Here is a 26,506-nt window from a genome sequence, read left to right as displayed (position 1 = left end):
TTCTAACTGTTAAAAGTCGTCTTCATCCTCTTCCCCGAACTTGGGCATCGTAAACATACCACTGAGCAGGTCTTTGAACTGCAACCCGGTGCTGAGTCGGCTTTTGCTTAACTGGCTGTGCTCTGCCAACCCATGCAGGGCAAATTCCATCATAAACAGTTTCTCATCACCTTTCACGCTTTTCTGGTGTGCTTCAATCAGTTCTTCCAGGCCGGGTACTTTCTTAAGCGCTTTCTTATAGTCTGCCGCCGATGCATCGTTCAGAATATCTACGGTGTTGCCATCGCCAAACCAGTCGGTTATCGTTTTGTAAGGATTGGCCTGTTTGCTTTTCTTCACCTTATCCGGGTCAGGGAAGTATTTCAGAAACTGTGTACGGATGGCTTTCCCCATCAGCACCTGCGCCACATGCCCTGCTCCTTCCTGCTCGCCTTCATACACCAGCTCAACTTTACCTGTTACAGATGGAATGGTGTTCAGGAAATCTGCGACACGCACATAGGTTTTGTTTTCACCGTTCAGTAACGCACGACGCTCGGCAGCGCTCAACAAATTTTCGAAAGCAGATATGGTTAAACGCGCTGATACGCCACTTTTCGGGTCTACATACTCACTCTCGCGTGCTTCAAAAGCCACCTGTTCTATCAGATCGCCGATGATGTCGTTGGTTTGCACCAGTTTATTCTGCTCGTCTTTAATGTGCGCCTCTTGCTGGGTAATTTTCTTACCTACTTCTATCGTTTTAGGGTAATGTGTGATGATCTGAGAATCGATGCGGTCTTTGAGTGGTGTAACGATAGAACCACGGTTGGTATAGTCTTCGGGGTTTGCCGTGAACACAAATTGTATATCGAGCGGCATGCGCACTTTAAACCCACGGATCTGGATATCGCCTTCCTGTAGAATATTGAACAGCGCTACCTGGATTCTCGCCTGTAAGTCGGGCAATTCATTAATTACAAAAATGCCGCGGTGAGAGCGTGGAATCAACCCGAAGTGGATCACGCGTTCATCAGAATAAGGTAACTTCATGGTAGCCGCTTTTATCGGGTCGGCATCGCCGATCAGGTCAGCTACCGATACATCAGGCGTGGCCAGCTTTTCGGTATAGCGGTCGTCGCGGTGCAGCCAGGTAATGGGTGTGTCGTCGCCATGTTCATCTATCAGGTCTTTGGCGTGACGTGAGAGCGGTTGCAATGGATCATCGTTTAGTTCAGAGCCTTGCACAACGGGTATGTACTCATCTAGCAGGTCTATCATCTGGCGGGCAATACGGGTTTTAGCCTGTCCGCGCAAACCCAGCAGGTTAATGTGGTGCATTGAAAGGATTGCCCGCTGCATGTCCGGAATTACAGTTTCTTCGTAGCCCCAGATGCCCGGAAAAACATCTTCCTTGTTCTGTAGCTTTTTGATCAGGTTCTGGCGCAGCTCCTGCTTTACCGATTGTGGTTCGTAACCGGTTGCCTTCAGTTGTCCCAGTGTTTTTATATGTAATAGCTTATCGGCTGGTATGTCTTTATAATCCATTTTTTCAGTTATCAGTTGACACTTATCAGTAAGCAGTTTTAATGGCTAAATGGTTGGTGGTTAAATTGTTTGTTTATTCGTCAGAATCAGGATTAGAGGATTAACAGGTTTTATACCTTTCTAACTTTTTAACTTACAAACTTTCTAACTTTAAAAGCTTTTCTTACGGTTGCGGCCATAGTCACGGAATACCAGGTGGCCGAGGCCCTTGAGCGAACTATAGTATGCCTGGCCGTTATTCACTTTGGTAAATTCGTCCACGAACTGCTGCAGGTAAGGGTCTGTTGCAATCATAAACGTGGTGATCGGAATTTTGAGACGGCGGCATTGTGCAGCCAGGTTCAGTGTTTTGTTTACTACTTTGCGGTCCAGGCCGAAGCTGTTTTTATAGTAGTTAAGGCCAATTTTAAGGCAGGTTGGTTTCCCATCCGTGATCATAAAGATCTGCTTGTTCGGTGTTTTTCGTTTCCGCAGAATATCCATGGCTAGCTCTAAACCGGCAACTGTATTGGTATGGTACGGTCCTACTTCCAGGTATGGTAAGTCCTTTACTTCTATCTGCCAGGCATCATTCCCAAAAACGATGATGTCCAACGTATCTTTCGGGTATTTCTGCTTCACAAGTTCGGCCAGTGCCATCGCAACTTTTTTGGCTGGCGTAATGCGGTCCTCGCCATACAAAATCATAGAGTGCGATATGTCGATCATCAACACTGTTGAAGCCTGCGTTTTGTGCTCGGTCTCGGTTACTTCTAGGTCCTGCTCTGTCAGTCTGAACTCGCCTAAACCGTGGTTTACCTGCGCGTTGCGGATAGAGTCAGTCATGGAGATCTGTTCCAGCGCATCGCCAAACTGGTACTCTCGCCGGTCGGTACTGGCCTCGTCGCCGATGCCGGTGTGTGGGGTGGCATGTGTGCCTTGCCCGCCTTTCTTCAGCTTCCCGAAAATCTCTTCCAACGCACTGCGCCGAATATCCTGTTCACTTTTGGCCGTTAAACTAAAGCTTCCCCGTTCCTGCGGATTTTCGTCCAGGTAACCTTTCCGTTTCAGGTCCTCAATAAAATCACCGATGCCGTACTCATCGCTGGTCAGGTTATATTGTTTATCCAGCGAGCTTAGCCAGGAAAGCGCCTCCGCCACATCGCCGGAACTTATCGTTACCAGCTGCAAAAATAACTTGAGCAGTGTCTCAAAGCTTGGCTTGCTATCTTCCGGCGGAATATATTCTGCAAATCTGTACCCTAAAGCCATAGTTTGTAATGCGTTGTATAGTATAACAACGCTACAGGTGTTTTGTTAGTTTACCTTTCCTCAGCCCCTTCCTAAGAATAGGAAGGGGCTGAGGAAAGGTAAAAAGGGCAGGCTACTTGCGTAACCTGCCCTTTTCTATAGTTCAAACTTTATAGTTTTAGTCAGCTATCCAGCGGAATTTGTACTCCAACTGCGGCACTTTCATACGCTCGGCTACACGCTTTAAACGTGCTGGCAGGGCCACAACGTAGTCGCGGGCACGTTCTCCGGCTTCGTTCAGACCTGTAAGTGTTTCTATTTTCCACTCTTTAATCAAGCCTTCCAAAATGTCGGTATAGTCAGCAGAAGTGTAAACACCAATGCGTTGCGCGGCATCAGTAAAATGCCCGAAGGTTTTGCCCATATCTACGCCAAGTTCGCGCATATAGTGTGCCGGCATCACAATCTTTTTGCGCATCATGTCTTCAAAAGCCAGCATCATTTCGTTTGCATCGGCTTCAAATATTTTACTCACAAACGCTTTATAAGCTTTGGCATGGCGGGCTTCGTCAGCAGCTACGTGACCGCAAAGTTTAGCCAGCACGTTATCGCCTTCACGCTTCGCAATCTGGGCCACACGGCGGTGCGAAATATTGGTAGCAGTCTCCTGGAACGATGTGTATACAAACGAACGGTATGGGTCGTTATCCGTCATCAGGTCAAAACCATCCGCAATCAGGTATTGCGTAGAAGCTTCCATTTCGCGCATGTTAATGCGGCCACTCAGGAACAGATAACGGTTTAGGATATCGCCATGACGGTTTTCTTCAGCAGTCCAGGCACGGTTCCAGCGCATCCACGGGCCGTTCGGATCGCTCGGTAATCCATCTATTGTCATCAGCCAGCTTTCGTAGGTTGGCAGTGCTTCTTCTGTAATAGTATCACCTACCAGCACGGCCAGTAAATCATAAGAAAGTTCTTTGGCGCGCTCGCGTAATTCCTTTATCTCACCCAAAAAGTTATCAAGTGTTGAATCTGGTAAGAGGTCGGCTGGTTGCCAGCTATCTTCTACTGACTTTAACAGTTCAGTAATTTTTTCGCCGACAAAATCTTCCATCCATTTAATTACTTCTGCACGCGAAGAGACTGCTGTGATCATAAGTTGGTGATTAATTTTAAACTCAAATATACAGATTAATGCCGGAACATTGGCAGCCGATTTTAATTAGTTACTAATGAAATAAGCGTATAGTCTGCTTTTAAATAAATATGTACGTGAAAAACACGAATTGTTTATCTGATAAATCTCAGAAAATATAGAACATAGTTTATGTTTTTATAATTCAAACCTAGGACTTGCCGTAGCGTAGACTATAGTATAAGCGTCGGATAAAACTCAACGAGATTTCGCTGTTGCTGAGCCGCGTAATAAGCTGAGAAATAACTCCGGGGTTGGGTGTTATATCCCTCAGCAGCTTCAGAAACTGTTTTGTTTCTGTAAAATGATTGGTCAGATAGGCATGGCGAATCTCATACTTCAGCCGCTGGATTAAGGCTGTTTTTTCGTCTTTGGTTCTCAAAAGTTTTACAGCCTTCTGACAGACCTCTAAAGTAGATCGCAGCATTTTACCATCAGATGTATAGTATTTGGCTGAGAGCGAGTTGTGATGTAATCTACGTTTGGTGGTTATCTCCGGCAAGTAGCTATAGTTCCAGTTTCGGGCAGAACGCACCCAGAAATCAAAGTCTTCATAGGCAAGGGTTTCGTCATAACCATTAAGCTCTTCCAGCACCTCGCGCCGCATCATCATAGTAGGCGGGCAAATAAAGTAGCGTTTCAGAACTTCCCGGAATACATCTGCGTCCAGTGAGGGCTTGTATTTCTGGCTGTGCAGATGCAGAAAATTGGAATGATCATCGATATAAGCCGCATCGGAATACACAACGCCGTAGCTTTTATCTAAGGCCAGAAACTGATTAACCTGCTTTTCTACCCTGTCCGGCAGTAGCACATCATCGGTAGCAAAATCAATTATAAATTCGCCTTCTGATGCACGCCATCCTATGTTAAAAGCTTTGGTGTTGCCCACATTCTGGCCTGTACTAATAAAACTGATTTGCGGAAACCGGCGGCAATATTCATCTATGATCGTGGGGCTGTTATCGGTACTGCTGTCATCTACCACAATCAGCTCCAGGTTTGGATAGGTTTGCGCCAAAGCAGAATCCAGGGCCTCTTTCAAGAACCTTTCGTGATTGTAACACAGGCAGATTATGCTGACGCGTGGTAGTGGCATCGGTTAGTTTAAAGTTCTAATTTAAGCATTTGGTCAATAGGTGGCTTTAAATTTTGTTGCTGCAATTATAAAACCGACGTTTATAGTTTCTCATTTGTCATTTCGAGCCTAAGCGAGAAATCCATTTCAAACTATAGTTGTTTCTTAGTCATGTCGAGCGTTAGTCGAGACATCTTGTATGTCCTATAGTTGGCTATAGTTGCACCTTGAAACAAGCTGTTTCTTTCATTGCTACTACTTATCCTGGGAGCTCTACTCGCCTACAGTTTCATCTCTTGCTTTGGTGCGCTCACGGCCGCGGGGCCCCGTCTTTGGGCATCGCGCTGCTGCCTTCTTGCTACCCTCCTGCGTCGGATTGCCTGCGGCACCGCAACAAGTCAAAGGCGCTCAACCCAAAGACTGTGATCTTTCGATAGCTAAACTATAGTTTGTTTGAGTAGCTTAAGTGCTGTGGCTTTTTCCGTGGTAGTAGTTCCTAGAGGCACGCTGCGCCTGCCTGTTTGTGGTTTGTAACTATAGAACTATAGCCAACTATAGCTATAACCTTAAGTTCCCCTCCTTGGATAAGGAGGGGCAGGGGTGGTTGGACTACCTTTACTATAGAACGATAGCTCAAACTATAGCAGACGCCAACAGTCCAGTCATACTAATCAATCCAATCTCCATTAACCCCGATTCAGAAATTAATCACTGGTCTGTGCAAAAAATTTCTTGACGCAACTAATGATGTGATCCTGCTCTGTTTCAGTGAGGCCGGGGAAGAGGGGGAGGCTCAGGCTGGTATTGACCAGTTCTTCTGACAGCGGTAAATCGCCAGACTTATAGTTAAGGTAATGATAGGCTGGTTGCAAATGAATAGGTACCGGGTAGTGAATTGCCGTCTGGATTCCCTGCTGCTGAAGGAACTCTTTTAATTTATCGCGCAAACGGGTACGGATATTGAAAATGTGGTATACGTGGCTGCAATGGTCGGCTGAGATAGGTAATAGCAGATCACCGGTTTGGTTTAATTCCTGCAGATACACCTGTGCCAACCGTTGCCGTTCTTCGTTCTGCTGTTGCAGGTATCTCAGTTTAACATCCAGTACTGCCGCCTGTAGCGTATCCAGCCGGGAGTTTATACCCACTATGTCGTTTTGGTATTTTGCGGTTTGCCCATAGTTGCGGTACCTGGTTACAAAAGCTGCGACCGCTTCATCATTCGTTACTACGGCTCCACCATCGCCTATAGCACCAAGGTTTTTGGTAGGATAAAAACTAAAAGCAGCCGCATGACCAAACGATCCGGCAAACTGATTCAGGAAAGTAGCGCCATGTGCCTGCGCTGCATCTTCTATCAACTTTAAACTATAGCGCTCACAAAGCTGCAGAATTTCGTCCATTTCACAAGCTTGCCCATATAGGTGCACTACAACTATAGCTTTGGTTTTAGACGTAATAAGCTTCTCGACAGTAGATGCTTTCAGGTTATAGGTTTTAGCATCTGGCTCAGCAAAAACAGGCGTTGCCCCCAGTTGCACAATAGCATTTGCCGTAGCTATAAATGTATTGGCAGGCAAAATCACTTCATCGCCAGGTACAATACCAACAGCTTTCATTGCCAGCACCAGCGCATCAAAGCCGTTGCCCACTCCTACCGCATACCCTGCACCTAAAAATTTCGCAAAGTTCGTCTCAAAAGCCTCAACCTCGGGCCCGAGAATGTACTGTTGTCCGCGCAGCACGCCTGTAACAGCCTGCTCCACTTGCTGCGTTATGCCGGCAGGCCAATCCCTGAATGCGAAGTATGGTACCTGCATAACTATAGTTTGCTGATCAGATTTTTAAACGCCTCATAATCCCGCAGGTAATCATGCTCATCGTAATCGGTGCTGGCCAGGCACAGGGCTATAGTTCCTTCGGAAAAGGTGAGTTCGGTCCAGCAAAGCGCTGGAATGTATAAGCCGGTGTTAGCTTCTGAAAGGGAGAATTCGGTTACCCCTGCACTAGTCTCTGCTTTCACTTTTATAGTTCCGCGCAGTGCAATCAGTACTTCTTCGGTGGTTTTGTTGGCGTGGTGGCCGCGCACCCTATCTGGTGGTGTGTCATTTATCCAGAACACGCGCTTAACAGCGAAAGGCAGTTTATGAGCAAACTGGGTAGATGTAAGCATACCTTCGGCACCATTGCCAACCTGCTCAAAAGCTATTAAATACGGAGTTACAGCCAAACGAAGTGCAGTTATAGTTTAGCTGCAAATAAGTCTAAAATCATCAAAATTGCTAATTCCTGTGCGGGTGCTACGATGGTCATTCTCCGCTTCTATTTACAATTAAGCTGTCATCCTTCCGGAAAGTTTTGCAAATTTGTTTTGATGATGCAGGATACTTACAGAACGATAGCCCAACCGACCGAAAGCATTTACAAAGAAAAAGGCAGTAAATTTCTGGCCTTCGCCTACCCTGTTTATTCCGAAGAAGAAATAAAAGAATACCTGACCGAGCTTCGCAAAAAGTATTTCGATGCCCGCCACCATTGCTATGCCTATATTTTAGGTGCTGATAAAAGCCGCTACCGCGCTAACGACGATGGTGAACCAAACCACTCTGCCGGCGACCCCATACTCGGGCAGATCCGTTCTGCTGACCTTAGCAACTTGCTGGTAGTAGTGGTACGCTATTTTGGGGGAACCAAACTTGGTGTAAGCGGCCTGATAAACGCCTATAAAACTGCCACCGCCGATGCCATTGCAGAAGCCACCATTATTGAAAAACACGAAACTACTTTTCTGAAAATACACTTCGCCTACCCGCAGATGAATGATGTGATGAGCCTGGTAAAGGAGTATAACCTGGACGTGCGAAAGCAGGAGTTTGAACTGGATTGTAAGCTAACGATAGAAATCAGGAAGCAATTAGAAGAGGAAGTAACTGCAAAGCTTGAAGGTATTGTTGACGTACGTGTGGAACAGAAACTATAGTTTGCCTGCCTAAAACTATAGTTAAGTATCTCTACTTATGTTTCTTATTTAAAAGGATCCTTGTGTTTCTATAGTTTCATTTCTGTCATTTCGAACACAGTGAGAAATATAATACAAACTATAGTTGAAGCCATTAGCCTAAAGCTAACTATAGTTGTCACTTGCCACAAGCAGTTCATTTCATAGTTACTACCAATCCTAGGAGCTCTACTCACCTACAGTGTTATAGTTTGCTTTGGTGCGCTCATGGCCGCGAGGCCTCGTCTTCGGGCATCGCGCTGCTGCCTTCTTGCTATCCTCGCTGCGCTCGGGTTGGCTGCGCCGCCGCAACAAGTCAAAGGCGCTCAACCCAAAGACTGATATCATTTCGATAGCACAACTATAGTTTGGTGATAAGCTGTCACTGCATCGCCTTTTCGTGGTCATAGTTCCGTGGGCCAGGCTGCGCCTGCCTGTTCGTAGTCTGGAACTATAGCACAATAGCACAACTATGCCTATAGCCGAAATTCCCCTCTCGGGAGGGGCTGGGGTAGGTTAAATGCCAAGAACTACAGCTCAAACTATAGCAAAGGCAGAAAAGTCCCTCTTTGAAGGGGGGGAAGGGGAAGGGGATGACGAACACTAACTATAGAACTATAACTATCAGCTATAGCAAAAGCCTTAATCCCGAAAATCCATTCATCCTGTAAATCCTAATTCAGAAACTGATCACCTTGAAAAACAAAAAAGGCCTGCTAAATCAGCAGGCCTTTTATAGTTTGCAATATTATATGCTTAGTTCTTCACCATTTTCGTCTGGAAGTACTCTTTACCAGTTTCGATCAGGATGATGTAGATACCGGCTGGCATCGCATTTACTTTGCTATTAAGTGCAGTCTGTACTGCTGCCTGCGTACCAGTTGTAGTTAATACTTTCTTACCATCTGTTGAGTAAACAACCATGTTAACCTTAGCTGAAGGCGCTACACGCTCTGGAAGCTGCAATCTAACATTGCCACCATTAACTATAGTTGGATACACACTGAATTGACCTTTTGTACCATCGGCAATACCTGTTGGGGCATCATTTGCTTCAATAGTCAGGGTAAAGGTTTTAGCAGTTCCTATTGCCAGGGCATTGCTTACACTTGTAATTTCGAAAGTAACCTGCTCAGCCTGTTCTGTTTCAGTGTCGTCGTTAAATGTAATGTTAAACTTAACTGAAGTGGCACCTGCTGGTACTGTTACTACAAGTTTACCATCGGCTACTGCTGGAGTAGTTGTATAGTCGCCTGTAGCGCCGTAAGTAACACCTGTTCCGTTTGTAACTGCAATGGTAATCTGCTGTTCTGCTACCGGCGCTTTGTCAAGCGATAAGGTTACTTCCATAACACCTGCATCTTCACTTACCGATTTTGTTGCAGCAGCAAAAGTAACTGTAGATTTGTCGTTGTCGGTGATGGTTAATGCGTAAGTTTTAACTTCACCAATTGTTATGTTCGCGTTAGCATCTGTGATCTGGAACGTTACTACTTCGTTAGCTTCAACATCAGTATCATCGTTTACTGAAATCTCAAACTTAGCAGTAGTAGCACCAGCTGGTACAGTTACTACAAGCTTGCCATCAACTGTTGCAGGAGTAGTTGTATAGTCGCCGGTTGCACCGTAAGTAACACCTGTTCCGTTTGTAACCGCTACTGTAATCTGCTGGTCAGCTAAAGGAGCCTGATCCAGGCTAAGGGTAACTTCTGTAACACCTGCATTTTCGCTCACTGTTTTAGCAGCCGCAGCAAAAGTAATAGTCGGCTTGTCGTTATCAGCAATTGTTAACGTGTAAGCTTTTGCATCACCAATTACTAAACCAGCACTTACACCTGTAATCTCAAATGCAATCTGCTCAGCGTTCTCAACATCAGTATCATCCTTTACCGAAACTTCGAACTTAGCAGTAGTAGCACCTGCTAGTACAGTTACTTCTATTTTGTCGTCAGCAACAGCAGGGGTTGTAGTGTAGTCGCCGGTTGCACCGTAGGTTACACCTGTTCCGTTAGTAACTGCAATGGTTATCTGCTGCTCTGCTATCGGCGCTTTGTCAAGCGATAAAGTTACTTCTGTAACACCAGTATCTTCATTCACTGACTTTGTTGCAACGGCAAAAGTAACTGTAGATTTATCGTTGTCGGTGATGGTTAAGGCATAAGATTTAGCATCGCCAATTACTAAACCAGCGCTAACACCTGTAATTTCGAATGTAATCTGCTCGTTAGCTTCAACTTCGGTATCATCATTTACAGAAATTTCGAACTTAGCAGTAGTGGCACCGGCAGGTACAGTTATTTCCACTTTGTTGTCAGCAACTGCTGGTGTTGTAGTGTAGTCGCCGTTTGTGCCGTACGTTACACCTGCGCCATTTGTAACAGCAACCGTAATTGTCTGATCAGCAATATGCGCTTTGTCCAGGTTCAGGGTTACTTCAGTTACACCGGCATTCTCGCTTACTTCTTTAGATGCAGCTGCAAAAGTAACGGTAGCCTTATCGTTATCTGTGATGGTTAACGTGTAAGTATTTGCCGCTCCGATGATAAGGTTTGCGCTCTTATCTGTGATCTGGAATACTACCTGCTCATCTGCTTCAATCTCGTTATCATCTGTGATCTCAACTTCGAAAGTAGCTGTAGTAGCGTTAGCCGGAACTGTTACCGTTACCACACCATTAGTAGCACCAGTTACTGTATAGTCAGCCGAGGATGCTGTTGCACCGTTTGCCACACCTATAGTTACTGTCTGAGCTGTAGTCTGTGCCGCAGAAAGCGTCAGGCTTACGTTGTACTTCTCAGAACCTTCGGCTTTAGTAGCAGTTGCCTCTGTGAAAGTTACCATTGGCGTAGCCGACAGATCGAAGCGAGCTGAAACCGGCACGTGGTCAGAAGTAGTGTTTCTGAAACCGCTGATGCTGCCCACAAAGTGATCTTCGATCGTAATAGAACCATTAATATAATCATCAGAAAGTGATGACGATACTATGATATGATCCAGGAAGCTCTTGAAAGAACCTGACTCGTAAGTGTAACCACCTGCTTTACTTATATCCAGTGTAAGCGCATTATAGTTGGCATCGTTTACAAACTTTTCGAAAGTAGATGGCAGGTTATTAACCACTGATACATCCACATCGTCATTGTAGTCACCCAGGATTATGATGTTCTTGCCAGCGTAGTGTGCATCCAGTGAGTCCTTCAGCATCTCTACGTCGAACTTACGTTGTGTGTGCTTGCTTACATCTGTGCCGCTGTTTGCTCTTGTGTGCAGGTTAACCAGGCTGATGTTTTGCTTAACGTTGTTTATAGTTGTCTCGAACTCTACCATAAACGGTAGACGACCACTCGCCCAGAATTTGGCGCCACCTTCCGGATAGCCAACAAATGCATCAGCATACTGTCCGTTTCTTACATCTTCATAGAACTTGCTCAGCAGTACTTTCTGGTTCTTAACTTTTGCTACCTCCGGCTTGTACAGGAAATATAGTTTCTGAGGCACCAGGTTTCTGGTTGCATCCCATGAGTAAGAGTAAGCATCAGAAACAACAAAGTTGTAACCAAGCTCAGTTGCCAGGCGCTGGATTTCAGTGTCGTTCGAAACCTCCTGAAGCGCCAGGATGTCAGCATCCAGGTCAGTGAAAACTTTCTTCGCGTTGGCAAATTGTAAAGCTTCGTCAGCAGGGCCAAGCTCAGCGCCTTTTTCGTCTTTATCTGCGCCAAACCACTCCATGTTCCAGGTAACTACATCCAGGGTAGCGCTTCTTAGCATAGACGTACCTTTTACTGTACCCAGCACTGTTTCAAAGTTTGTGCCTGAGGTTGCCTTAAGCGTGCCTTCAATACGCAGCGCAGTAGACTTTGGAGAGAAACGCACAAACAGTTCTGCACCTGCCGCTGCTTCTGCTGCAGTGTAAGTTGCAGTCTGGCCGAACGTTGTGTTGTCTTTAGATACTTCGAAATCGGCAGTGTTACTTGAGAAAGTGAACTCCTCTGTAAAACCAATTGCTTTGAAAGTTACAGTCTGGGCTGCACTTGTGCTACCTGCTGCAACCGCACCAAAGTCGAACGAAGCATTGCCAGCTACAAATTTGGTTGTCTCATTATTGATAGAGAAATCATCCAGTGTCCAGCGAGATGCACCGTTGGTTTCATCTTTAGACGTATAAACGAATGCGATATACACTGCAGACTGCTTGTACTGATCAAGCAGGAACTCAGACTGCGTCCAGGTGTCAGACCCAACAGCCGGAAGCGATACATTCAGCTCGGTCCAGGTTGCTGTAGATGGTGCGCTTGTACCATCGTAGTTTGTAGACACCATTACTTTTAACGCAGGACCGTTAAATGCAGAGATAGTCCAGAAAGAAAGTACCGGAATGTTAGTAGCAGTAAGGTCAAGAGCCGGAGAAATAAGCCAGTCTTCGTTGTTGTTAGATTTGCTGTTAGCAAAACCATTCAGCTGAACGGCGTTGCCGGTTCTGCCAAACGTAGTACATCCCCAAACCTGATCACCTGTTACGTTATAAGCAGTCCATCCGCCAGGTAGTGTAGTACCACAGTTATCAAAGTTTTGTGCGAATGGGCTTGAAGCTATAGCACTTACAGCAACTACTACATCAGTAGCGTCTTTGGCTGTATGTGTAATGTTTCCTATTACTACACCTATAGTTGCAGGCTTAACGCGCACATAAATACGTGTATCAGCAGCAAGTTCATCACCAGTAAAAGTAAGTGTGTTTGTATAAACACCTGTTTCTGATGTTGAGATCGTGAAAGGAGCATCAGCCGTAACGGTTATGTTCTCGTTCGCTGCGATATTCTTTGCAGATAGCAGGTAAGAACCCTGGAAAGTTGTGTTTACTGCTTTCTCTCCTAGGTTTATAGTTGTTACGTCAGTTTTAAGAGTTGGAGTAGTAATTTGTGAATCATAAACCGGAGTAAACTCAAAGTCGTCTACTGAAAGTCCGTGGTCATTACCCGCATCATTTGCATCTATCCATTTGATAGTAAAGAACTCACCATCTTCTATGTTAACATTGAATGAATGCTCAATAACCTGTCTATTTGCACTTGCATTTCCATCTAGCGCTGCTGCTGTAGTACCAGTTACAGGGCTTACAAAATCCAGTTCTGAAACTCTTGTAAAATTATCCAGTGTGGCTGTAATTTCAGTAATAGCAGCAGCAGTTACTCCGTAGCTAAATTCAATTGTCTGGGCTGAAGCGTTTCCACCATTTCTCCATTGCTCACCGATATATTTAACTTTTACCGAAGATATTTTGCTTCCAGATTTATTCTGAAATTGAACTCCATATGCTATTGCTCCGGTAGAATTAGACTGTACAGCACCTAGAGATCTGTCTGCACTATTTCCAAAACTATAAAGTGCCCCCGCATTTGCACTACCTGGGCTGGCCTGGTAGATCGTCCGGGTTGAATACCATCCAGCAATTGTGGTGTTATTAGTCCATACGTTAGTTGTACCGGTAGTCGCTAATGTATTAAAGTTTTGAGAATAACTTGACCCTTCGCTAAGAAGAACCTGCCCCCAAGCGGTACTACTGCCGAAAAAGGCACAACAGACCACTACAAGAGCGAAAAGCTTTTGTAAATGTTTACTCATAATAAAGGTTGTATAGGTTGATTGATTACTGAAAGGATAATGCGAAGCTTATTGGCACAAGCTGTGCCGATACAGAGTAACTGACTTGTGTATAGCTGCCGCATCACACAAATCTAGCAATTAAGAACTTACTAAATGTTATGGAATTGTAAGATTATTATAGCAATATTCAGATTCATGAATAAAGCATATAGTTAGCAGGTAAAACACAACTAACTATATGTTTCTTATACTTTCGCTAATGCCTGTTCCAGGTCATTTATCAGGTAATCCGGATCTTCCAACCCAATATAAAAACGGATCATGGTAAAAGGTAAGCTCGATTTATAGTTCCCTGTGTTATAGGAAGCGGCTACCGGGTAAATCAGCGACTCATGCCCACCCCACGATGCAGCCATCAGGAAGTGCTTTAAACCATCGCAGAACAGGTCAACTTTGTTTATATCTTCGGTTTTAAGTGTAATAGTAAACTGGCCGGTATTGCTACGCATCTGTTTCTGAGCCAACTCATATTGCGGGTTTGTTTCCAGGAACGGATACAGGACTTGTTCTACTTTCGGGTGGTTGCTCAGGTACGCTACTATTCTTTTGGTGGTGGCTGCGACGCGTTCCATACGCACCGGCAATGTGCGCAGGCCACGCACAAGCAACCAGGCTGCATGTGGGTCCAGTATAGCGCCTAAAGTCATGTATTCCTGCACAAATATCTTGTTTATCGTTTCGTGCTTGCCGCAGATTACACCGCCCATTACATCCGAGTGTCCGCCGATGTATTTGGTACAGGAATGTACTACCAGATCTACGCCCATAGCCAGTGGGTTCTGGAAAAGTGGTGTGGCAAAACTGTTATCGATGATGGTTACACAGTTATGGGCTTTGGCAATGGCAACTATAGCTTTAATGTCCTGTAGTTCAAAGGTAAACGAGTTAGGGCTTTCCAGGTACAGGAGTTTAGTATTCGGTTTCAGGGCGTTTTTATAGTTGTTGGCATCTGTGCCATCTACCATAGTTACTTCCACCCCAAAGCGCGGCAGAAACTTTTGCATTAAGGCATTAGTCCAGGAGTAGGGCTTTTTGATGCACACCACATGGTCGCCGGCTTTTACCTGCGAGAGCACCGCTGCCGACACAGCCGCTATGCCGCTTCCGAATGCAATGGCGTGCTCCGCTCCTTCCAGGGCTGCCATCTTTTTCTCGAGTAGTGTTACGGTCGGGTTGTTGCCGCGCGTGTAGAAGTAAACATCCGGTTCATGCTTCAGCATTTCGCGCATTTCTGCCACGGTTTTGCAGGCAAAATTGCTGGTCTGGATAATGGGCGGCGCTATGGCATTAAAGTATAGTTCTCGGTCTTCGCCAAGCTCGTTCAGAATGTAGGAAAGCTCCATAAGCTATAGTTTGTTTTTAACCCTTTTCTTATTACTCTCAGGCAGATTTTATAGTTGCTTACCGGCTCTTTTTCAGGGATTTACAGATCAGTTACAATTTTATTTCACACACCATGCAACTCCCTGATTTACAATAACTTAATTTAATAAATTCATATCAAAAACACGCCATTTTTGCAACCGATAAGTGCTCAGAAATGTTGAGTATACATGAAAGAGAAAGAAGAAGAAAACGTTGTAGCCCTGTACGCTGGAGAGCAGCAACAGGAGGATAAGGAGTGGCAGAAATCCATACCTGCACAGGTGTTTCTGAACTACTTCTTTGCGATCAATTACCATATAAAAAACACAACCGGGAATGGTCTGGAGCAGCTTGCATTTTTCAGGGAAGCTAAGCCGGAGCTTACCGAAAAAGACATTGAAGCTGTAAAGCGTTTGCTGCTTAACAGCTGGAGCACTGAGTATGCTTTGCGTGCTACCGCCGAACTCGGCGACGAAGCCTATATGCGCAATGCCCTGCACTGGACTTTCCCGCAGGCTTATTATACAGTATTTGCTGGCTTGCAGGCGTTTTTGCGTACGCGCGGTGTAAATTCCAGTAACGATGCCTTGGTACTTCGCGAAGCTGGCCGCTTGGTAGTGAAAAATGCATACCCACATGCCATCAGCTTTTACGCGTCTGGTCATTACGATGATTTTAACATCCATCGTTTGCCATTGGCACACTATAAACCGGGCTTGCAGATTGCCGGCAAAGAGCTGGAAGCTCAGGCACAAATAGGCCAGTTCCTCAGAACCACGCGCCGCATGAAAGCCAAAGCTATCCGCCAGAACGTGCAGGGCAACCCGACTACAGCCATCCGTAGCAGCAAAACAGGTGAGGTGCTGCAGAAGTTTGGTCCGCAGCACTGGCAGCAGTTAACGTGGCGCATTGGCTATACCTCCCTGTTCGACCTGATGGCTCGTCTGCGTATTTCCAGCTCACACCGCGAAATCGAACGTTTTGTGCAGGCTGAGATTGACTTTAAGCTGTTCCACGAATCGCTGCTGGAGATTGTGAGTTACCTGAATGGCATACACGAAGCGTATGTGGCACAGGCTATGAGCATTGAGCAGTACGAAGCCTTTGTAAAGGAGCTACCGAAGCACCTGCAAAACTCGTTTGTTGCGGCAAGGCTCCAGGAAACTATAAAACCACTATTACGCCCCGACGAAGATTACCAGCTCGGCGCAGCTGCCTAATATTTTCCATTTTTACTTTTCCGGAACTCCTGCAGGCTTATGCTTGTGGGAGTTTTTTTGTCTGAATCAGGATTTTCAGGATTAACAGCTATAGTTTATTCTTTTGCTGGCGTGGGTTTGTAACCCATGCCTAACTATAGTGTTGAGTTTGTAACTCAACTGGCCCGGCAGGGACAGATATACAATGGCAGTAACTATTGTTCTATAGTTACAGCATTAACCCACCCCTACCCCTCCCAAGAGGGGAATTTCTGCTACTGCTATAGTTTCAGTTATCGTTCTATAGTTTACTAAGAAATCCTGTCAATCCTTTAATCCTGATTCAGACAAACTTTTTAACTTTCTAACTCCTAAACTCTCTAACTCCTACACTCCCAAACTCTCACAATTATTCATTAATTTTGCAGCTTGATTTTTAGACATCAATTTTAGTATAGAATCGCATGCAACTAAGCGAACAGGAACTGCGCCGCCGCCATGAGCGCGAAGAGCTGGAGAAAATGGGTATCAACCCATATCCATCTGAGACATTTGAAGTTACGGCTACTGCCAAAGAGATAAAGGAGAATTTAGATAAGGATAAGAACAACTACCAGGAAGTAACGCTGGCCGGCCGACTGATGAGCCGCCGCATTATGGGTAAAGCTTCTTTCGCGGAGCTGATGGACAGCACCGGTCGTATCCAGATCTATGTTTCACGTGACGACATTGCGCCGGGCGAGAATAAGGACCTGTACAACACCGTGTTCAAGAAAATGCTGGACATCGGTGACTTTATTGGTATCAAAGGTTATGCGTTCATAACGCAGGTAGGCGAGATTTCGGTGCATGTTACGGAGCTTACAGTTCTGGCTAAATCGTTGCGCCCGCTGCCTATAGTTAAGCGTGAGATAGACGAGAACGGCAACGAGATTGTGCACGATGGCTTTACCGACCCAGAACTGCGTTACCGTCAGCGTTACGTAGACCTTATAGTTAACCCGCATGTGCGCGAAACATTCAAGAAGCGGACGCAGCTGGTAAGCACCATGCGTAACTACCTGGCAGAGAAAGGATACCTAGAGGTAGAAACGCCAATTCTGCAGCCTATACATGGTGGCGCGGCGGCTCGTCCGTTTAAAACGCACCACAACACCCTGGACATGACGCTGTACCTGCGCATTGCCAACGAACTATACCTGAAGCGACTTATAGTTGGTGGTTTTGATGGCGTGTTCGAGTTTGCCAAAGACTTCCGTAACGAAGGCATGAGCCGTTTCCATAACCCGGAATTTACGGTAATGGAGCTTTACGTTACTTACAAAGACTATAACTGGATGATGGACCTTGTGGAGGAAATGGTAGAGAAAGTTGCCCTTGCCCTGCACGGTAAAACAGAAGTTCAGGTTGGTGATAACGTGATCAACTTTGCCCGCCCATGGAAGCGTTACACCATGTACGAAGCCATCGAGCACTTCACAAAGATCGATATCTCGAACATGGAAGAGCCGGAACTGCGCCAGGCTGCACAGCAACTGGGCATCCACGTAGATCCAACTATGGGTAAGGCTAAAATTATAGATGAGATCTTTGGTGAGACTGCAGAGCCTAACTTAATCCAGCCGACTTTCATTACGGATTACCCTGTAGAGATGAGCCCGCTGGCCAAGAAGCACCGCAGCAAGCCAGGTCTGGTAGAGCGTTTCGAGGCAATCTGTAACGGTAAAGAGATTTGTAACTCTTTCTCTGAGCTAAACGACCCGGTTGATCAGCGCGCCCGTTTTGAAGAGCAGCTGGAGCTGGCTAAACGTGGCGACGTAGAAGCCATGGCCTTGGATGAAGACTTCTTAAGAGCACTGGAGTACGGTATGCCACCAACCGCCGGTTTAGGTGTTGGTATAGATCGTTTAGCCATGATCATGACTAACTCTAATTCGATCCAGGATGTGCTGTTCTTCCCGCAGATGAAGCCGGAGAACAAGGATAAAAAAGAAGACGAAAAAGCAGGCTAATACTTCTGCAACTATAGTTATAAAACAAAAACGCCCCACAGCAATGCGGGGCGTTTTTTTATAGTTTATAGTTTGTTACAGGCAACGCTGCATGTTGGTACCACCTGTCGGCCCTAAAGCGGGGTCGGTGTTTGTTGTGTTTACTTCAGTGCTGCTCTGGTTGGTAAGGTTCTGGTAGTGGTTCATGCGCTCTGTGCTAGAATTTGAGTTGCTCTTATTTGTCCAGGAATTTACTTTGCCTTTTGTGCTGTTAAAGCTTTGTGTTACTTTATCGCCTAAGCGTGTAGCTGAGTTTTTAAACTGTTTGCGCAGGTCTTTTCCTTTTTCTGGAGCTAACAAAATGCCGGCAAGCACTCCCACGCTGGCTCCTGCTATCACACCGGCTGCAATCTGCCCTGCCGAAACACCTTTGTTTTTCATACTGGTATGCTGGCCGTATGCGGTATCCTTTGCATCGCGTTCGCTGCTTCTATAGTTCGCTTTGTTGCTAAAGTTTGTGCTGGTTCGGGTGCTGCTCTGCTGTGGCGCAATCAGGTCAGACTGGCGCATTTGTCTTACGGTGGCGTTGGTGTAATTTGTCTTACTCTCCCCGAGTGATCTGCAATCCATGTTTGTTTTCATAAGTAAAGATTTATTGTTCTTAAAATAGGTAAACGGTAGCTCCCTGGCTATTATTATAAACGGGCACCTAAGGGTAAGGTTAAAACTATGTAAAAGATAAAGCGCCTGTTCCGTTACGAAACAGGCGCTTTAAAATTTGCAACTGGTTACAGCAGAGCCTCCTCAGCGAGCAATTCTGCTCTGGCCCGTGCTATGCCATTTGCCTATGATTTAGGCATTACCGCCTCCGGTTGTGGTACCGCTACCAGTAGTTTTGTTACCAGTACTGCCAGCTGCTGTGCCAGCGCCACCTGCATTACCAGAACCGCCAAATTTATCCATTGCGCTGGAGCTCATGTTTTTGATCTCGTCCAAACCTGTCTGCAGGTTTTTCTCAAGATCTTTGCTCATTTTAGAAGCCCATTTTTTTACGCTTGATCTGGTAGCTTCACCAGTATCAGGGGCCATCATTAATCCAGCAATAACACCGGCGCTTGCGCCAGCCAGCAGAGCCAAAATTATTTTTCCGCTATTGTCCTTCATAGTCGTAGTTTTATTTAAGATTGATATAGTTTTATCACGATATGTGTGCCTAGATAACGTCTAAATATAGCATTTAGTTATATTTATAGTATAGAATATTGTTATAATCCGGATAAAGGCACAAAAAACCGTCTCTAATCTGTTTTAAAACAACTATAGACTATTACGGATGTTGTCTATCAGCTTAACAATGTCTTCTTTAGTCTTTCCCAGTTTTATCTGCAGCCTGCCAAAAAGCTCATCTTCCTTACCTTCGGCATACATCAGGTCTTCATCTGTAAGCTCAGCATAGTTTTGCTTTAACTGTCCTTTTACGTCATCCCATGAGCCATGCATTACCAGGCTGCTGCCCGCGCCTGTCGTACCAGATTTCTCCAGTTTGCTCATCCAGTTTTTCATAGTTCTTTCCATATCCTCACCAGCTTTTGTGAGGGTACGTTTCACGCTGTCGCGTGTAGTTTGTCCGTTGTCCGGGGCCAGCAAAATACCAGCTACAATGCCCGCACCAATGCCTGAAAGCGTTGCTAAAAGAATCTTTCCGTTCTTATCCATTTTAAATTTTTGTAAGGTTTGATATATATGTGAAGGTGCCTGGTAAAACCGGCAGTCTCCTACTTGAATTTAATGGCGTATACTCCTACAATAAATTTGTAATTTCGCGCTTCAGTTTACATACGGTAACCTTACTGGTTAGTTAACCAAACTATAAATACCTGTTTAGCTGAGCTCATTTTTTATACTTATACATATACCTTATACTATGAAAAAATCAGTAATCGTGCTAGCGCTGGTATGCATTGGCAGCCTGGGTGCCTGCAAAACAACGAAAGACCAGACCGCCTGCATCGATCCGAGCAAAATCAATCCGGACGCCATTTGCACCATGCAGTACGACCCGGTTTGCGGCTGCGATAACAAGACCTACGGCAATTCTTGTGTTGCTATCAATGCAGGAGTAATCTCATTTACCAAAGGCGAGTGCCCAACTACCAACTAAGCTGCAACATGAGCGAGAAGAAATACTTTAAGCAGACAAAGCCATTCCGGGTGCCAACCACCGATGGCAAATTAATAGAAGAGCACTTTGGCCATGCCTCTACACAAACCGGCGAGTTTAGCGTAGCACACATGGTAGCCCCGCCGCACTGGAGCGAACCACATCAAACACCTGATTTTGACGAGATAACTATAGTTACCCGCGGCCGAAAACTGATTGAGATTGATGGCGAAGAAGTGGAAGTGAAAGCAGGCGAAACGATTCTTATTAAAGCTGGCACACGCATCCGCTACGCTAATCCTTTTAATGAAGAAACCGAGTATTGGTCTGTCTGCATCCCAGCCTTCGACATCAACTCTGTGCACCGCGAGGATGAGCAGTAGATTTGGAGATATGAAGATTTGAAAATTTGGAGATGATCCAAGTATAAATTTAAAAGCCGCAGCTAACTATAGTTGCGGCTTTTTTATCTAAAAACTATAGCATACAGCTTGGTTTAAGCGCAGCAGTAAACCAGGCCAATTAATCATTTGCGGGTGCTGCTGCCCAGAACTATAGTTTCTGAAGTTACAACATCAACGTAATCTGTAACTATAGTTTCTGCTGCTATAGTTCTCTACTATAGTTTCTACTGCTGTTCCGGATTTGTAATCTGGAACCTACTAATCAGCGGATTTGCAATCCGCTTTTCCCAATTGCTGAGGCCTCAACTGTTGCGGATTACAAATCCGCGGGTACTTTACTTTCGGATTGCAAAATCCGAAAGAGCACGATTATTAATCACAACTTGGCGGGACGCCAAAGTATAGCGCACACTCGCGGGACGCGAGCGAGGGCACCAACTATCAGTTATAAAAAACAAAAATGCCCGGCTATAGTTTAGCCGGGCATTTTTTATACTTCAGGACATGAAGATCATTTTCAAATCTTCACATCTTCAAATTTTCAAATCTATTTAGAAATCATTTCTACGATATCCTCAGAGATACCCATAGATGAGAAGCCGCCATCGTGCATCAGGTTTTGCATGGTAACGTAGCGGGTCAGGTCTGAGAACAGGCTGATGCAGTAATCAGCGCAGGCTTCGGCTGGTGCGTTGCCAAGCGGCGACATTTTATCCGCATAATCATAGAACGCATCAAAACCACCCACACCTGTACCGGCTGTAGTTTTAGTTGGCGACTGCGATACAGTATTTACACGGATCTTCTTGCTGCGGCCTAAACGGTAGCCATAGTTGCGGGCAATCGACTCTAATACCGCTTTCGCATGCGACATGTCGGTATAATCAGGGAATACGCGCTGCGCTGCAATGTAAGACAGAGCAACTATAGAACCCCAGTCATTCATGGCATCCTGCTTTTCAGCAACGTGCATTACTTTGTGGAAAGAGATAGCCGAAATGTCCAGCGTTTTCAGGAACCAGTCGTAGTTCAGGTCACCGTAAGATTTGCCTTTGCGGATGTTCGGGCTCGAGCCGATAGAATGCAGTACAAAGTCGATCTTACCACCCAGGATTTCCTGCGCCTGCGTAAACAGGTTCTCCAGGTCTTCAACTGATGTTGCATCAGCAGGTACAATTTGGGCGTTGCATTGCTCAGCCAGTTTGTTGATCTCGCCCATGCGCATTGCAATTGGTGCGTTGGTCAATACAAACTCAGCTCCTTCTTCATGTGCACGCAGTGCTACTTTCCAGGCAATAGATTTTTCATCCAGCGCACCGAATATGATTCCTTTTTTTCCTTTTAAAAGATTGTTGGACATTTCTTTATCAAGTTAATTTTGTTCCTTTTTCAGAAATCCCGATGCACCAACTATAGCTCCCGGAATTACACGGCAATATAGCAATATCTGGTTAAAGCGATAGCAACTCTTTTGCACTTTGATATGCGTTAGCACTTGGGTTAGCACCGGCAATCATGTGGGCAATCTCGTTCACGCGCTCTTCTTCGTTCAGCTGTTTAATGCGGCTAATTGTGCGGTCTTCGCGGTCTTCTTTGTACACAAAATAATGGTAATCGCCCTGAGCGGCAATCTGCGGTAAGTGCGAGATAGCAATGATCTGGTGCTTCTGGGCCATCTGCTGCATCATGCGGCCCACTTTTACCGCTACTTCACCAGATATACCCGTATCGATCTCATCGAAAACTATAGTTGGCAGCGCAGTTTTATCAGCCAGCATGTACTTCACGCTCAGCATCAATCGGGAGAATTCACCACCTGAGGCGGCCTTAACCAGTGTTTGCGGCTGGGCTCCTTTGTTGGCACTGAAAAGAATATTGATCTCGTCGGTACCGGTGGCTGATGGCTGGGCCTCTTTGTGTTGAATTACGATGCGTGCGTTTGGCATACCAAGGTCGGCAACCAGGTCGTGTAGTTCCTGCTCAAATTTGGCAAACGAAGCCTGACGGCGGTCCGATAATTCTTTCGCCTTCTTCAGCACTTCCTGGTAAGCAGCGTCCATTTCCTTTTTTGTTTTGGCTATGGCCGTATCCAGGTTCAGCACGCTACCTACTTTCTGCTGAAGGTCTTCCTGTATAGTTAACAGCTCAGCTATAGTTTGTACCTGATGCTTGCGCTGCAGGGTGTAAATCATGTTCAGGCGCTCCTGCACTTCCAGAGTGCGCTGCGGGTCGGCTTCGGTTTTGCGCTCAGCATCTTCCAGCTCGCCGGCAATGTCGTTTAATTCTATCAGAGCGCTTTCGGTACGGGTGCGCAACTCTTCGTATTTGCTTGAGAACTGCGCCAACTGCCCTATTAGGTAAGCCGTGTCTTTTAAAGCGGATGTGATGTTGAAATCAGATTCTGTCAGGCTTTGCACAGCCTGCGTCAGTTTTAGTTTGATATCCTCAGCATTTTCCAGCTGCTTCAGCTCATCTTCCAGTGCTTCCTGTTCTTCGGCCTGCAGGTTGGCTTCATCCAGCTCATTCAGCAAAAAGGTATGATAATCCAGCTCCTTCTGCGATTGCGCCAGTTGGTCTTCCAGTTTTTTATAGTCCGACTCCAGCTTTTTGTACGTGCGGTAGGTTTCACTATAGGCTTTCAGATACGACAGGTTTCCGGCATAAATATCCAGCGAGGTGTTGCCGGCATAAATATCCAGTATGTTCAGCTGATAGCTGGTATCGCCTAACTGCAACGTATCGTGTTGCGAGTGTACGTCCATCAGGTTCTCGCCTATCTTGCGGATCACATCCAGCGTAACCGGCGTGTCGTTCACAAAGGCACGGCTTTTGCCGCTCGGGCTGATCTCACGGCGCAGAATGCAGGTATTATCAAAATCCAGGTCTTCGGCGGTAAAAACCTCCTGCAGGTTATACTGCGAAATATCGAAAACGCCTTCGATCACGCATTTCTGATCCTGGTTAAAAAGCAGTTTGGTATCGGCACGGTTACCCAGCAGCAGGCCAATAGCACCCAGCATAATGGATTTACCGGCACCGGTTTCCCCGGTAATAATATTCAGCACCGGTGAAGGGTGCATTTCAAGCTGCTCGATCAGCGCGTAATTCTTTATTTTAAGGTCTATTAACATAGATTATGACTCAGGACTATAGACTTAAGATGTAAGACTTTTGTCTATGCGAAAGTTCGGAAATTCTGTTATTTTTTTACCAAGTATAAGTATAGTTTATACCTGTTTCTGAAATTAAAAGAGATAAAACGGATGTCAGGTTACGAAATGCAACTATAGTTACCAGGCAGCTTCTATATCGTAAATTACTTCCTGTATCTGGTTTGTTGGCAGTACCTGCTTGTTTAGGCGCATATCCTGGATGGTTATAGTTTCCGGTGAAGTTTGCAGCAGCTTGCCTGTAACCACTACCCTATTCCGTAGAATCACCTGCACAGCTGGCTGCGAAAGCAGCTCCATCTCATGTTCCTGTAATTTAACTCCGGAGATACGTATCTGGCGTTTGCCCATGTAAATTTCTAACTAAACTATAGTTTAGCTTCCGTGAAGATACGCGCTTTATCTGAAATTCTAAAGCCTAGCGCTTGAGCAACTGGTCGTATTTGGTGCGGTTGGTTGGGTCGGCTTCGGTGAGTAAACTATAGGCTGTTTGCTTGGCAGCAGGCGGGGCAGCTTTAAACATGTTCAGCAACTCATCCGACTTGGCATCGAAGAAAGAGCGAACTATAGCTGAGCCAGGTTTTTGCTTGTTTAGGCGTTGTACTTCCTGCAGCACTTCCAGCACTGTTTTGCGGGCTTTTTCCGGATCTTCGGCCATTACATCCAGGCCTTGGCGGTGCATTTTATATATCCCTTCGCGGAACTGCGCAAACTGTGGGTCCTGCAAATTATCAATCAGCCAGTAGCGGTTGCGATTACTGTCGAATGCTTTCCAGCCCGGGTAGTTTGTGCCCTGCGATGAGGCTAGGTTTACCACACTTCTGGCTTTATCAAATGCCTGTCCGCCACCTAACTTGCCAAAACTGTCGTTGTCCATACCGATGATCATGTAGGCATAAAAAGCGAGCATAGACGTCAAGTTAGAACTATAGTTGTTATCGGCGTACTGCAACAACTGGGCATTGGTGTATTCAAAAGTCCAGTCCTTATCAATAAAGCTAAAGAGAATAGATTCGTAACCTGTGCCATAGGCAGGCCTTACCGACACCACCTGCACATTGGCCCTGAACATGCCGATCTGTGGCATTTCGGTCAGGTTAATGAGTATGCGGCATTTGATACGCTCCTCTGCAGTGTAAGACTGGTTGGTCCAGCGCTGGGTATTCATCAACTCTTCTATGCGGTTCTGCATTTCGGTAAACAGCTGCCTGTCCGTAGACTGTACCTGCTCACTGTTTACTACCACATCGCACAGCAGCTCCTGGGCTTTCGCTCCAAGCGTAGCTATACTCAGCATTACCAGCAATAGAAGTTTCTTAGCCATGTAGTCGGTCCCAAACCAGGTTTACAATATCCTGCGCCACTTCTGTTTTCTGCTTCAGCTCAAACGCAGTGGTTTTGTCAGGCTCTATTATCGTTATTTTATTTGTATCGTGCTTAAAACCGGCACCCTCGTCACGCAACGAGTTCAGCACAATCATATCCAGGTTCTTTTTCTTCAGCTTTTCGGCTGCGTTGGCACTCTCGTTGTCAGTTTCAAGGGCAAAACCTACTGAGAATTGCCCCGGTTTCTTCTGTTTGCCCAAAGCAGCCGCTATATCAACGTTTTTAACAAGTTCTATTGTAAGTTCGTTGCCGGCTTTCTTAATTTTTTTATCCGCTACCACTTTAGGTTTATAGTCTGCCACAGCTGCAGCATAAACTATAATATCGGCGGCATCAGCATGTTCCAGCACCGCTTCATACATTTCGTCGGCAGTAGTTACGGGTAGTACGGTTATAGTTTGGTCTTCAGTTTTCTGATTGGTTGGGCCGGACACCAGGATTACTTTTGCGCCACGAGAGGCAAAGCAGGCAGCCAAGGCAAAACCCATTTTTCCGGTAGAGTGATTGCCAATAAACCGAACCGGATCGATAGGCTCGTAGGTCGGGCCCGCCGTAAGCAGTACAGTCTTGCCTTTAAACGATCTTTCCTTCACGCGCAAAAAAGTTCTGTAGTACTTCTACAATTTCTTCAGGTTCCGCCAGTCTGCCCTGCCCTATCAGTCCGCTGGCCAGCTCTCCGTAGCCTGCTTCTATAATGTGGTTGCCATAGCCGCGCAGCTTAGTAAAGTTACTTTGTACCGATGGATGCTGATACATATCCAGGTCCATGGCGGGAGCTATAAACACCGGGCAACGAGCAGACAAATAAGTAGCAGATAGCAGGTTATCGCAAAAGCCATTGGCAAATTTGGCCACTGTGTTGGCACTGGCCGGTGCTACAACTATAGCATCAGCCCACAGGCCAAGTTCTACGTGGTTGTTCCAGAGGCCGCCTTCGTCGCGTACAAAATGGGTAAGCACGGGCCGTTTTGAAAGCGTGGCCAGTGTGAGCGGGGTTATAAACTCAGAAGCAGAAGTGGTCAGGATAACCTGTACTTCTGCTTCTGCTTTTACGAGTTGGCGAACCAGCAGAGCAGCTTTGTAGGCTGCTATACTTCCGCAAACTCCCAGTATTATTCTTTTATGCCGGAGCATG

At 45.8% G+C, this 26,506-nt stretch carries 23 protein-coding genes; 5 read left to right on the top strand and 18 right to left on the bottom strand.

From position 1 onward, the window contains the following. Positions 1-9 precede the first annotated feature (9 nt). The 6 genes from GXP69_RS11435 to GXP69_RS11410 all read right to left on the bottom strand — a co-directional run bounded on the left by GXP69_RS11435 (position 10) and on the right by GXP69_RS11410 (position 7,263). On the bottom strand, positions 10-1,527 hold the full coding sequence (locus GXP69_RS11435) for a sigma 54-interacting transcriptional regulator (protein ID WP_163915191.1): 1,518 nt from the start codon (positions 1,525-1,527) through the stop codon (positions 10-12). Between the two features lie 150 nt (positions 1,528-1,677). After that, positions 1,678-2,778, bottom strand: a complete 1,101-nt coding sequence (locus tag GXP69_RS11430; protein ID WP_163915190.1) for a vWA domain-containing protein — start codon at positions 2,776-2,778, stop codon at positions 1,678-1,680. A gap of 157 nt (positions 2,779-2,935) precedes the next feature. After that, a complete protein-coding gene (locus tag GXP69_RS11425) occupies positions 2,936-3,916 on the bottom strand; it encodes an acyl-ACP desaturase (protein ID WP_163915189.1) in 981 nt (326 codons plus the stop codon). Between the two features lie 190 nt (positions 3,917-4,106). Further along, positions 4,107-5,054: a glycosyltransferase family 2 protein gene (locus GXP69_RS11420; RefSeq protein ID WP_163915188.1), complete on the bottom strand. Its 948-nt coding sequence runs from the start codon at positions 5,052-5,054 to the stop codon at positions 4,107-4,109. A 683-nt stretch (positions 5,055-5,737) separates the two neighbouring features. Beyond that, positions 5,738-6,853, bottom strand: coding sequence for a DegT/DnrJ/EryC1/StrS family aminotransferase (locus GXP69_RS11415; protein ID WP_163915187.1), 1,116 nt, complete (start codon positions 6,851-6,853; stop codon positions 5,738-5,740). 2 nt (positions 6,854-6,855) lie between these two features. Beyond that, entirely contained in the window at positions 6,856-7,263 is a 408-nt protein-coding gene (locus tag GXP69_RS11410; RefSeq protein ID WP_163915186.1) for a sugar 3,4-ketoisomerase, read from the bottom strand. Positions 7,264-7,410: 147 nt separating this feature from the next. Between GXP69_RS11410 and GXP69_RS11405 the strand changes: the two genes are divergently transcribed. Continuing rightward, positions 7,411-8,013: an IMPACT family protein gene (locus GXP69_RS11405; RefSeq protein ID WP_163915253.1), complete on the top strand. Its 603-nt coding sequence runs from the start codon at positions 7,411-7,413 to the stop codon at positions 8,011-8,013. 207 nt (positions 8,014-8,220) lie between these two features. Here the strand turns inward: GXP69_RS11405 and GXP69_RS18970 are convergent, their stop codons facing one another. The 3 genes from GXP69_RS18970 to GXP69_RS11395 form a co-directional block, all read right to left on the bottom strand. Next, positions 8,221-8,439: a hypothetical protein gene (locus GXP69_RS18970; protein ID WP_204281999.1), complete on the bottom strand. Its 219-nt coding sequence runs from the start codon at positions 8,437-8,439 to the stop codon at positions 8,221-8,223. A gap of 348 nt (positions 8,440-8,787) precedes the next feature. Next, a complete protein-coding gene (locus GXP69_RS11400) occupies positions 8,788-13,653 on the bottom strand; it encodes a choice-of-anchor J domain-containing protein (protein WP_163915185.1) in 4,866 nt (1,621 codons plus the stop codon). A gap of 227 nt (positions 13,654-13,880) precedes the next feature. Continuing rightward, positions 13,881-15,038: a trans-sulfuration enzyme family protein gene (locus GXP69_RS11395; protein ID WP_163915184.1), complete on the bottom strand. Its 1,158-nt coding sequence runs from the start codon at positions 15,036-15,038 to the stop codon at positions 13,881-13,883. Between the two features lie 210 nt (positions 15,039-15,248). On the opposite strand from GXP69_RS11395, the gene GXP69_RS11390 reads away from it, so the two are divergent. Both GXP69_RS11390 and lysS read left to right on the top strand, forming a co-directional pair. Beyond that, the gene (locus tag GXP69_RS11390) at positions 15,249-16,280 is read left to right on the top strand and encodes a hypothetical protein (protein WP_163915183.1); all 1,032 of its coding nucleotides are present in this window, start codon (positions 15,249-15,251) and stop codon (positions 16,278-16,280) included. A gap of 443 nt (positions 16,281-16,723) precedes the next feature. Further along, a complete protein-coding gene (gene lysS / locus GXP69_RS11385) occupies positions 16,724-18,271 on the top strand; it encodes a lysine--tRNA ligase (protein WP_163915182.1) in 1,548 nt (515 codons plus the stop codon). A 75-nt stretch (positions 18,272-18,346) separates the two neighbouring features. Here the strand turns inward: lysS and GXP69_RS11380 are convergent, their stop codons facing one another. The 3 genes from GXP69_RS11380 to GXP69_RS19300 all read right to left on the bottom strand — a co-directional run bounded on the left by GXP69_RS11380 (position 18,347) and on the right by GXP69_RS19300 (position 19,966). Then, complete coding sequence (locus GXP69_RS11380) at positions 18,347-18,892, bottom strand: YtxH domain-containing protein (protein WP_163915181.1); 546 nt, start codon at positions 18,890-18,892, stop codon at positions 18,347-18,349. 210 nt (positions 18,893-19,102) lie between these two features. After that, on the bottom strand, positions 19,103-19,414 hold the full coding sequence (locus GXP69_RS11375) for a YtxH domain-containing protein (RefSeq protein ID WP_163915180.1): 312 nt from the start codon (positions 19,412-19,414) through the stop codon (positions 19,103-19,105). 153 nt (positions 19,415-19,567) lie between these two features. Continuing rightward, the gene (locus GXP69_RS19300; protein ID WP_163915179.1) at positions 19,568-19,966 is read right to left on the bottom strand and encodes a CsbD family protein; all 399 of its coding nucleotides are present in this window, start codon (positions 19,964-19,966) and stop codon (positions 19,568-19,570) included. A 208-nt stretch (positions 19,967-20,174) separates the two neighbouring features. On the opposite strand from GXP69_RS19300, the gene GXP69_RS11365 reads away from it, so the two are divergent. Both GXP69_RS11365 and GXP69_RS11360 read left to right on the top strand, forming a co-directional pair. Beyond that, on the top strand, positions 20,175-20,411 hold the full coding sequence (locus tag GXP69_RS11365; RefSeq protein WP_163915178.1) for a Kazal-type serine protease inhibitor family protein: 237 nt from the start codon (positions 20,175-20,177) through the stop codon (positions 20,409-20,411). 8 nt (positions 20,412-20,419) lie between these two features. After that, positions 20,420-20,794 carry a cupin domain-containing protein gene (locus GXP69_RS11360; protein WP_163915177.1) on the top strand — a complete coding sequence of 125 codons (375 nt, stop codon included), beginning with the start codon at positions 20,420-20,422 and terminating at the stop codon, positions 20,792-20,794. 568 nt (positions 20,795-21,362) lie between these two features. Here the strand turns inward: GXP69_RS11360 and GXP69_RS11355 are convergent. From GXP69_RS11355 to GXP69_RS19290, 6 genes are all read right to left on the bottom strand, one after another. Continuing rightward, entirely contained in the window at positions 21,363-22,175 is an 813-nt protein-coding gene (locus GXP69_RS11355; protein WP_163915176.1) for an enoyl-ACP reductase FabI, read from the bottom strand. Between the two features lie 91 nt (positions 22,176-22,266). After that, positions 22,267-23,946 carry a DNA repair protein RecN gene (gene recN / locus GXP69_RS11350; protein WP_163915175.1) on the bottom strand — a complete coding sequence of 560 codons (1,680 nt, stop codon included), beginning with the start codon at positions 23,944-23,946 and terminating at the stop codon, positions 22,267-22,269. 159 nt (positions 23,947-24,105) lie between these two features. Beyond that, positions 24,106-24,336 carry a hypothetical protein gene (locus tag GXP69_RS11345; RefSeq protein ID WP_163915174.1) on the bottom strand — a complete coding sequence of 77 codons (231 nt, stop codon included), beginning with the start codon at positions 24,334-24,336 and terminating at the stop codon, positions 24,106-24,108. 67 nt (positions 24,337-24,403) lie between these two features. Continuing rightward, on the bottom strand, positions 24,404-25,309 hold the full coding sequence (gene porD, locus GXP69_RS11340) for a type IX secretion system protein PorD (protein ID WP_163915173.1): 906 nt from the start codon (positions 25,307-25,309) through the stop codon (positions 24,404-24,406). Continuing rightward, positions 25,302-25,964, bottom strand: coding sequence for a bifunctional phosphopantothenoylcysteine decarboxylase/phosphopantothenate--cysteine ligase CoaBC (gene coaBC, locus GXP69_RS19295; protein WP_317164589.1), 663 nt, complete (start codon positions 25,962-25,964; stop codon positions 25,302-25,304). The genes porD and coaBC overlap by 8 nt, the downstream gene beginning before the upstream one ends. After that, a complete protein-coding gene (locus GXP69_RS19290; protein ID WP_317164588.1) occupies positions 25,945-26,505 on the bottom strand; it encodes a flavoprotein in 561 nt (186 codons plus the stop codon). Before GXP69_RS19290 ends, coaBC begins: the two co-directional genes overlap by 20 nt. Position 26,506 lies beyond the last annotated feature (1 nt).

Source organism: Pontibacter burrus, from assembly GCF_010686685.1.
GTDB lineage: Bacteria > Bacteroidota > Bacteroidia > Cytophagales > Hymenobacteraceae > Pontibacter > Pontibacter burrus.
This window is presented reverse-complemented; position numbering and strand designations above follow the sequence as displayed.

Bases quoted from the DNA above. Each gene is read 5' to 3' on its own strand.
- GXP69_RS11435 (WP_163915191.1), bottom strand. From the start codon at position 1,527: ATGGATTATAAAGACATACCAGCCGATAAGCTATTACATATAAAAACA.
- GXP69_RS11430 (WP_163915190.1), bottom strand. From the start codon at position 2,778: ATGGCTTTAGGGTACAGATTTGCAGAATATATTCCGCCGGAAGATAGC.
- GXP69_RS11425 (WP_163915189.1), bottom strand. From the start codon at position 3,916: ATGATCACAGCAGTCTCTTCGCGTGCAGAAGTAATTAAATGGATGGAA.
- GXP69_RS11420 (WP_163915188.1), bottom strand. From the start codon at position 5,054: ATGCCACTACCACGCGTCAGCATAATCTGCCTGTGTTACAATCACGAA.
- GXP69_RS11415 (WP_163915187.1), bottom strand. From the start codon at position 6,853: ATGCAGGTACCATACTTCGCATTCAGGGATTGGCCTGCCGGCATAACG.
- GXP69_RS11405 (WP_163915253.1), top strand. From the start codon at position 7,411: ATGCAGGATACTTACAGAACGATAGCCCAACCGACCGAAAGCATTTAC.
- GXP69_RS18970 (WP_204281999.1), bottom strand. From the start codon at position 8,439: ATGACCACGAAAAGGCGATGCAGTGACAGCTTATCACCAAACTATAGT.
- GXP69_RS11400 (WP_163915185.1), bottom strand. From the start codon at position 13,653: ATGAGTAAACATTTACAAAAGCTTTTCGCTCTTGTAGTGGTCTGTTGT.
- GXP69_RS11395 (WP_163915184.1), bottom strand. From the start codon at position 15,038: ATGGAGCTTTCCTACATTCTGAACGAGCTTGGCGAAGACCGAGAACTA.
- GXP69_RS11390 (WP_163915183.1), top strand. From the start codon at position 15,249: ATGAAAGAGAAAGAAGAAGAAAACGTTGTAGCCCTGTACGCTGGAGAG.
- lysS (WP_163915182.1), top strand. From the start codon at position 16,724: ATGCAACTAAGCGAACAGGAACTGCGCCGCCGCCATGAGCGCGAAGAG.
- GXP69_RS11380 (WP_163915181.1), bottom strand. From the start codon at position 18,892: ATGAAAACAAACATGGATTGCAGATCACTCGGGGAGAGTAAGACAAAT.
- GXP69_RS11375 (WP_163915180.1), bottom strand. From the start codon at position 19,414: ATGAAGGACAATAGCGGAAAAATAATTTTGGCTCTGCTGGCTGGCGCA.
- GXP69_RS19300 (WP_163915179.1), bottom strand. From the start codon at position 19,966: ATGGATAAGAACGGAAAGATTCTTTTAGCAACGCTTTCAGGCATTGGT.
- GXP69_RS11365 (WP_163915178.1), top strand. From the start codon at position 20,175: ATGAAAAAATCAGTAATCGTGCTAGCGCTGGTATGCATTGGCAGCCTG.
- GXP69_RS11360 (WP_163915177.1), top strand. From the start codon at position 20,420: ATGAGCGAGAAGAAATACTTTAAGCAGACAAAGCCATTCCGGGTGCCA.
- GXP69_RS11355 (WP_163915176.1), bottom strand. From the start codon at position 22,175: ATGTCCAACAATCTTTTAAAAGGAAAAAAAGGAATCATATTCGGTGCG.
- recN (WP_163915175.1), bottom strand. From the start codon at position 23,946: ATGTTAATAGACCTTAAAATAAAGAATTACGCGCTGATCGAGCAGCTT.
- GXP69_RS11345 (WP_163915174.1), bottom strand. From the start codon at position 24,336: ATGGGCAAACGCCAGATACGTATCTCCGGAGTTAAATTACAGGAACAT.
- porD (WP_163915173.1), bottom strand. From the start codon at position 25,309: ATGGCTAAGAAACTTCTATTGCTGGTAATGCTGAGTATAGCTACGCTT.
- GXP69_RS19290 (WP_317164588.1), bottom strand. From the start codon at position 26,505: ATGCTCCGGCATAAAAGAATAATACTGGGAGTTTGCGGAAGTATAGCA.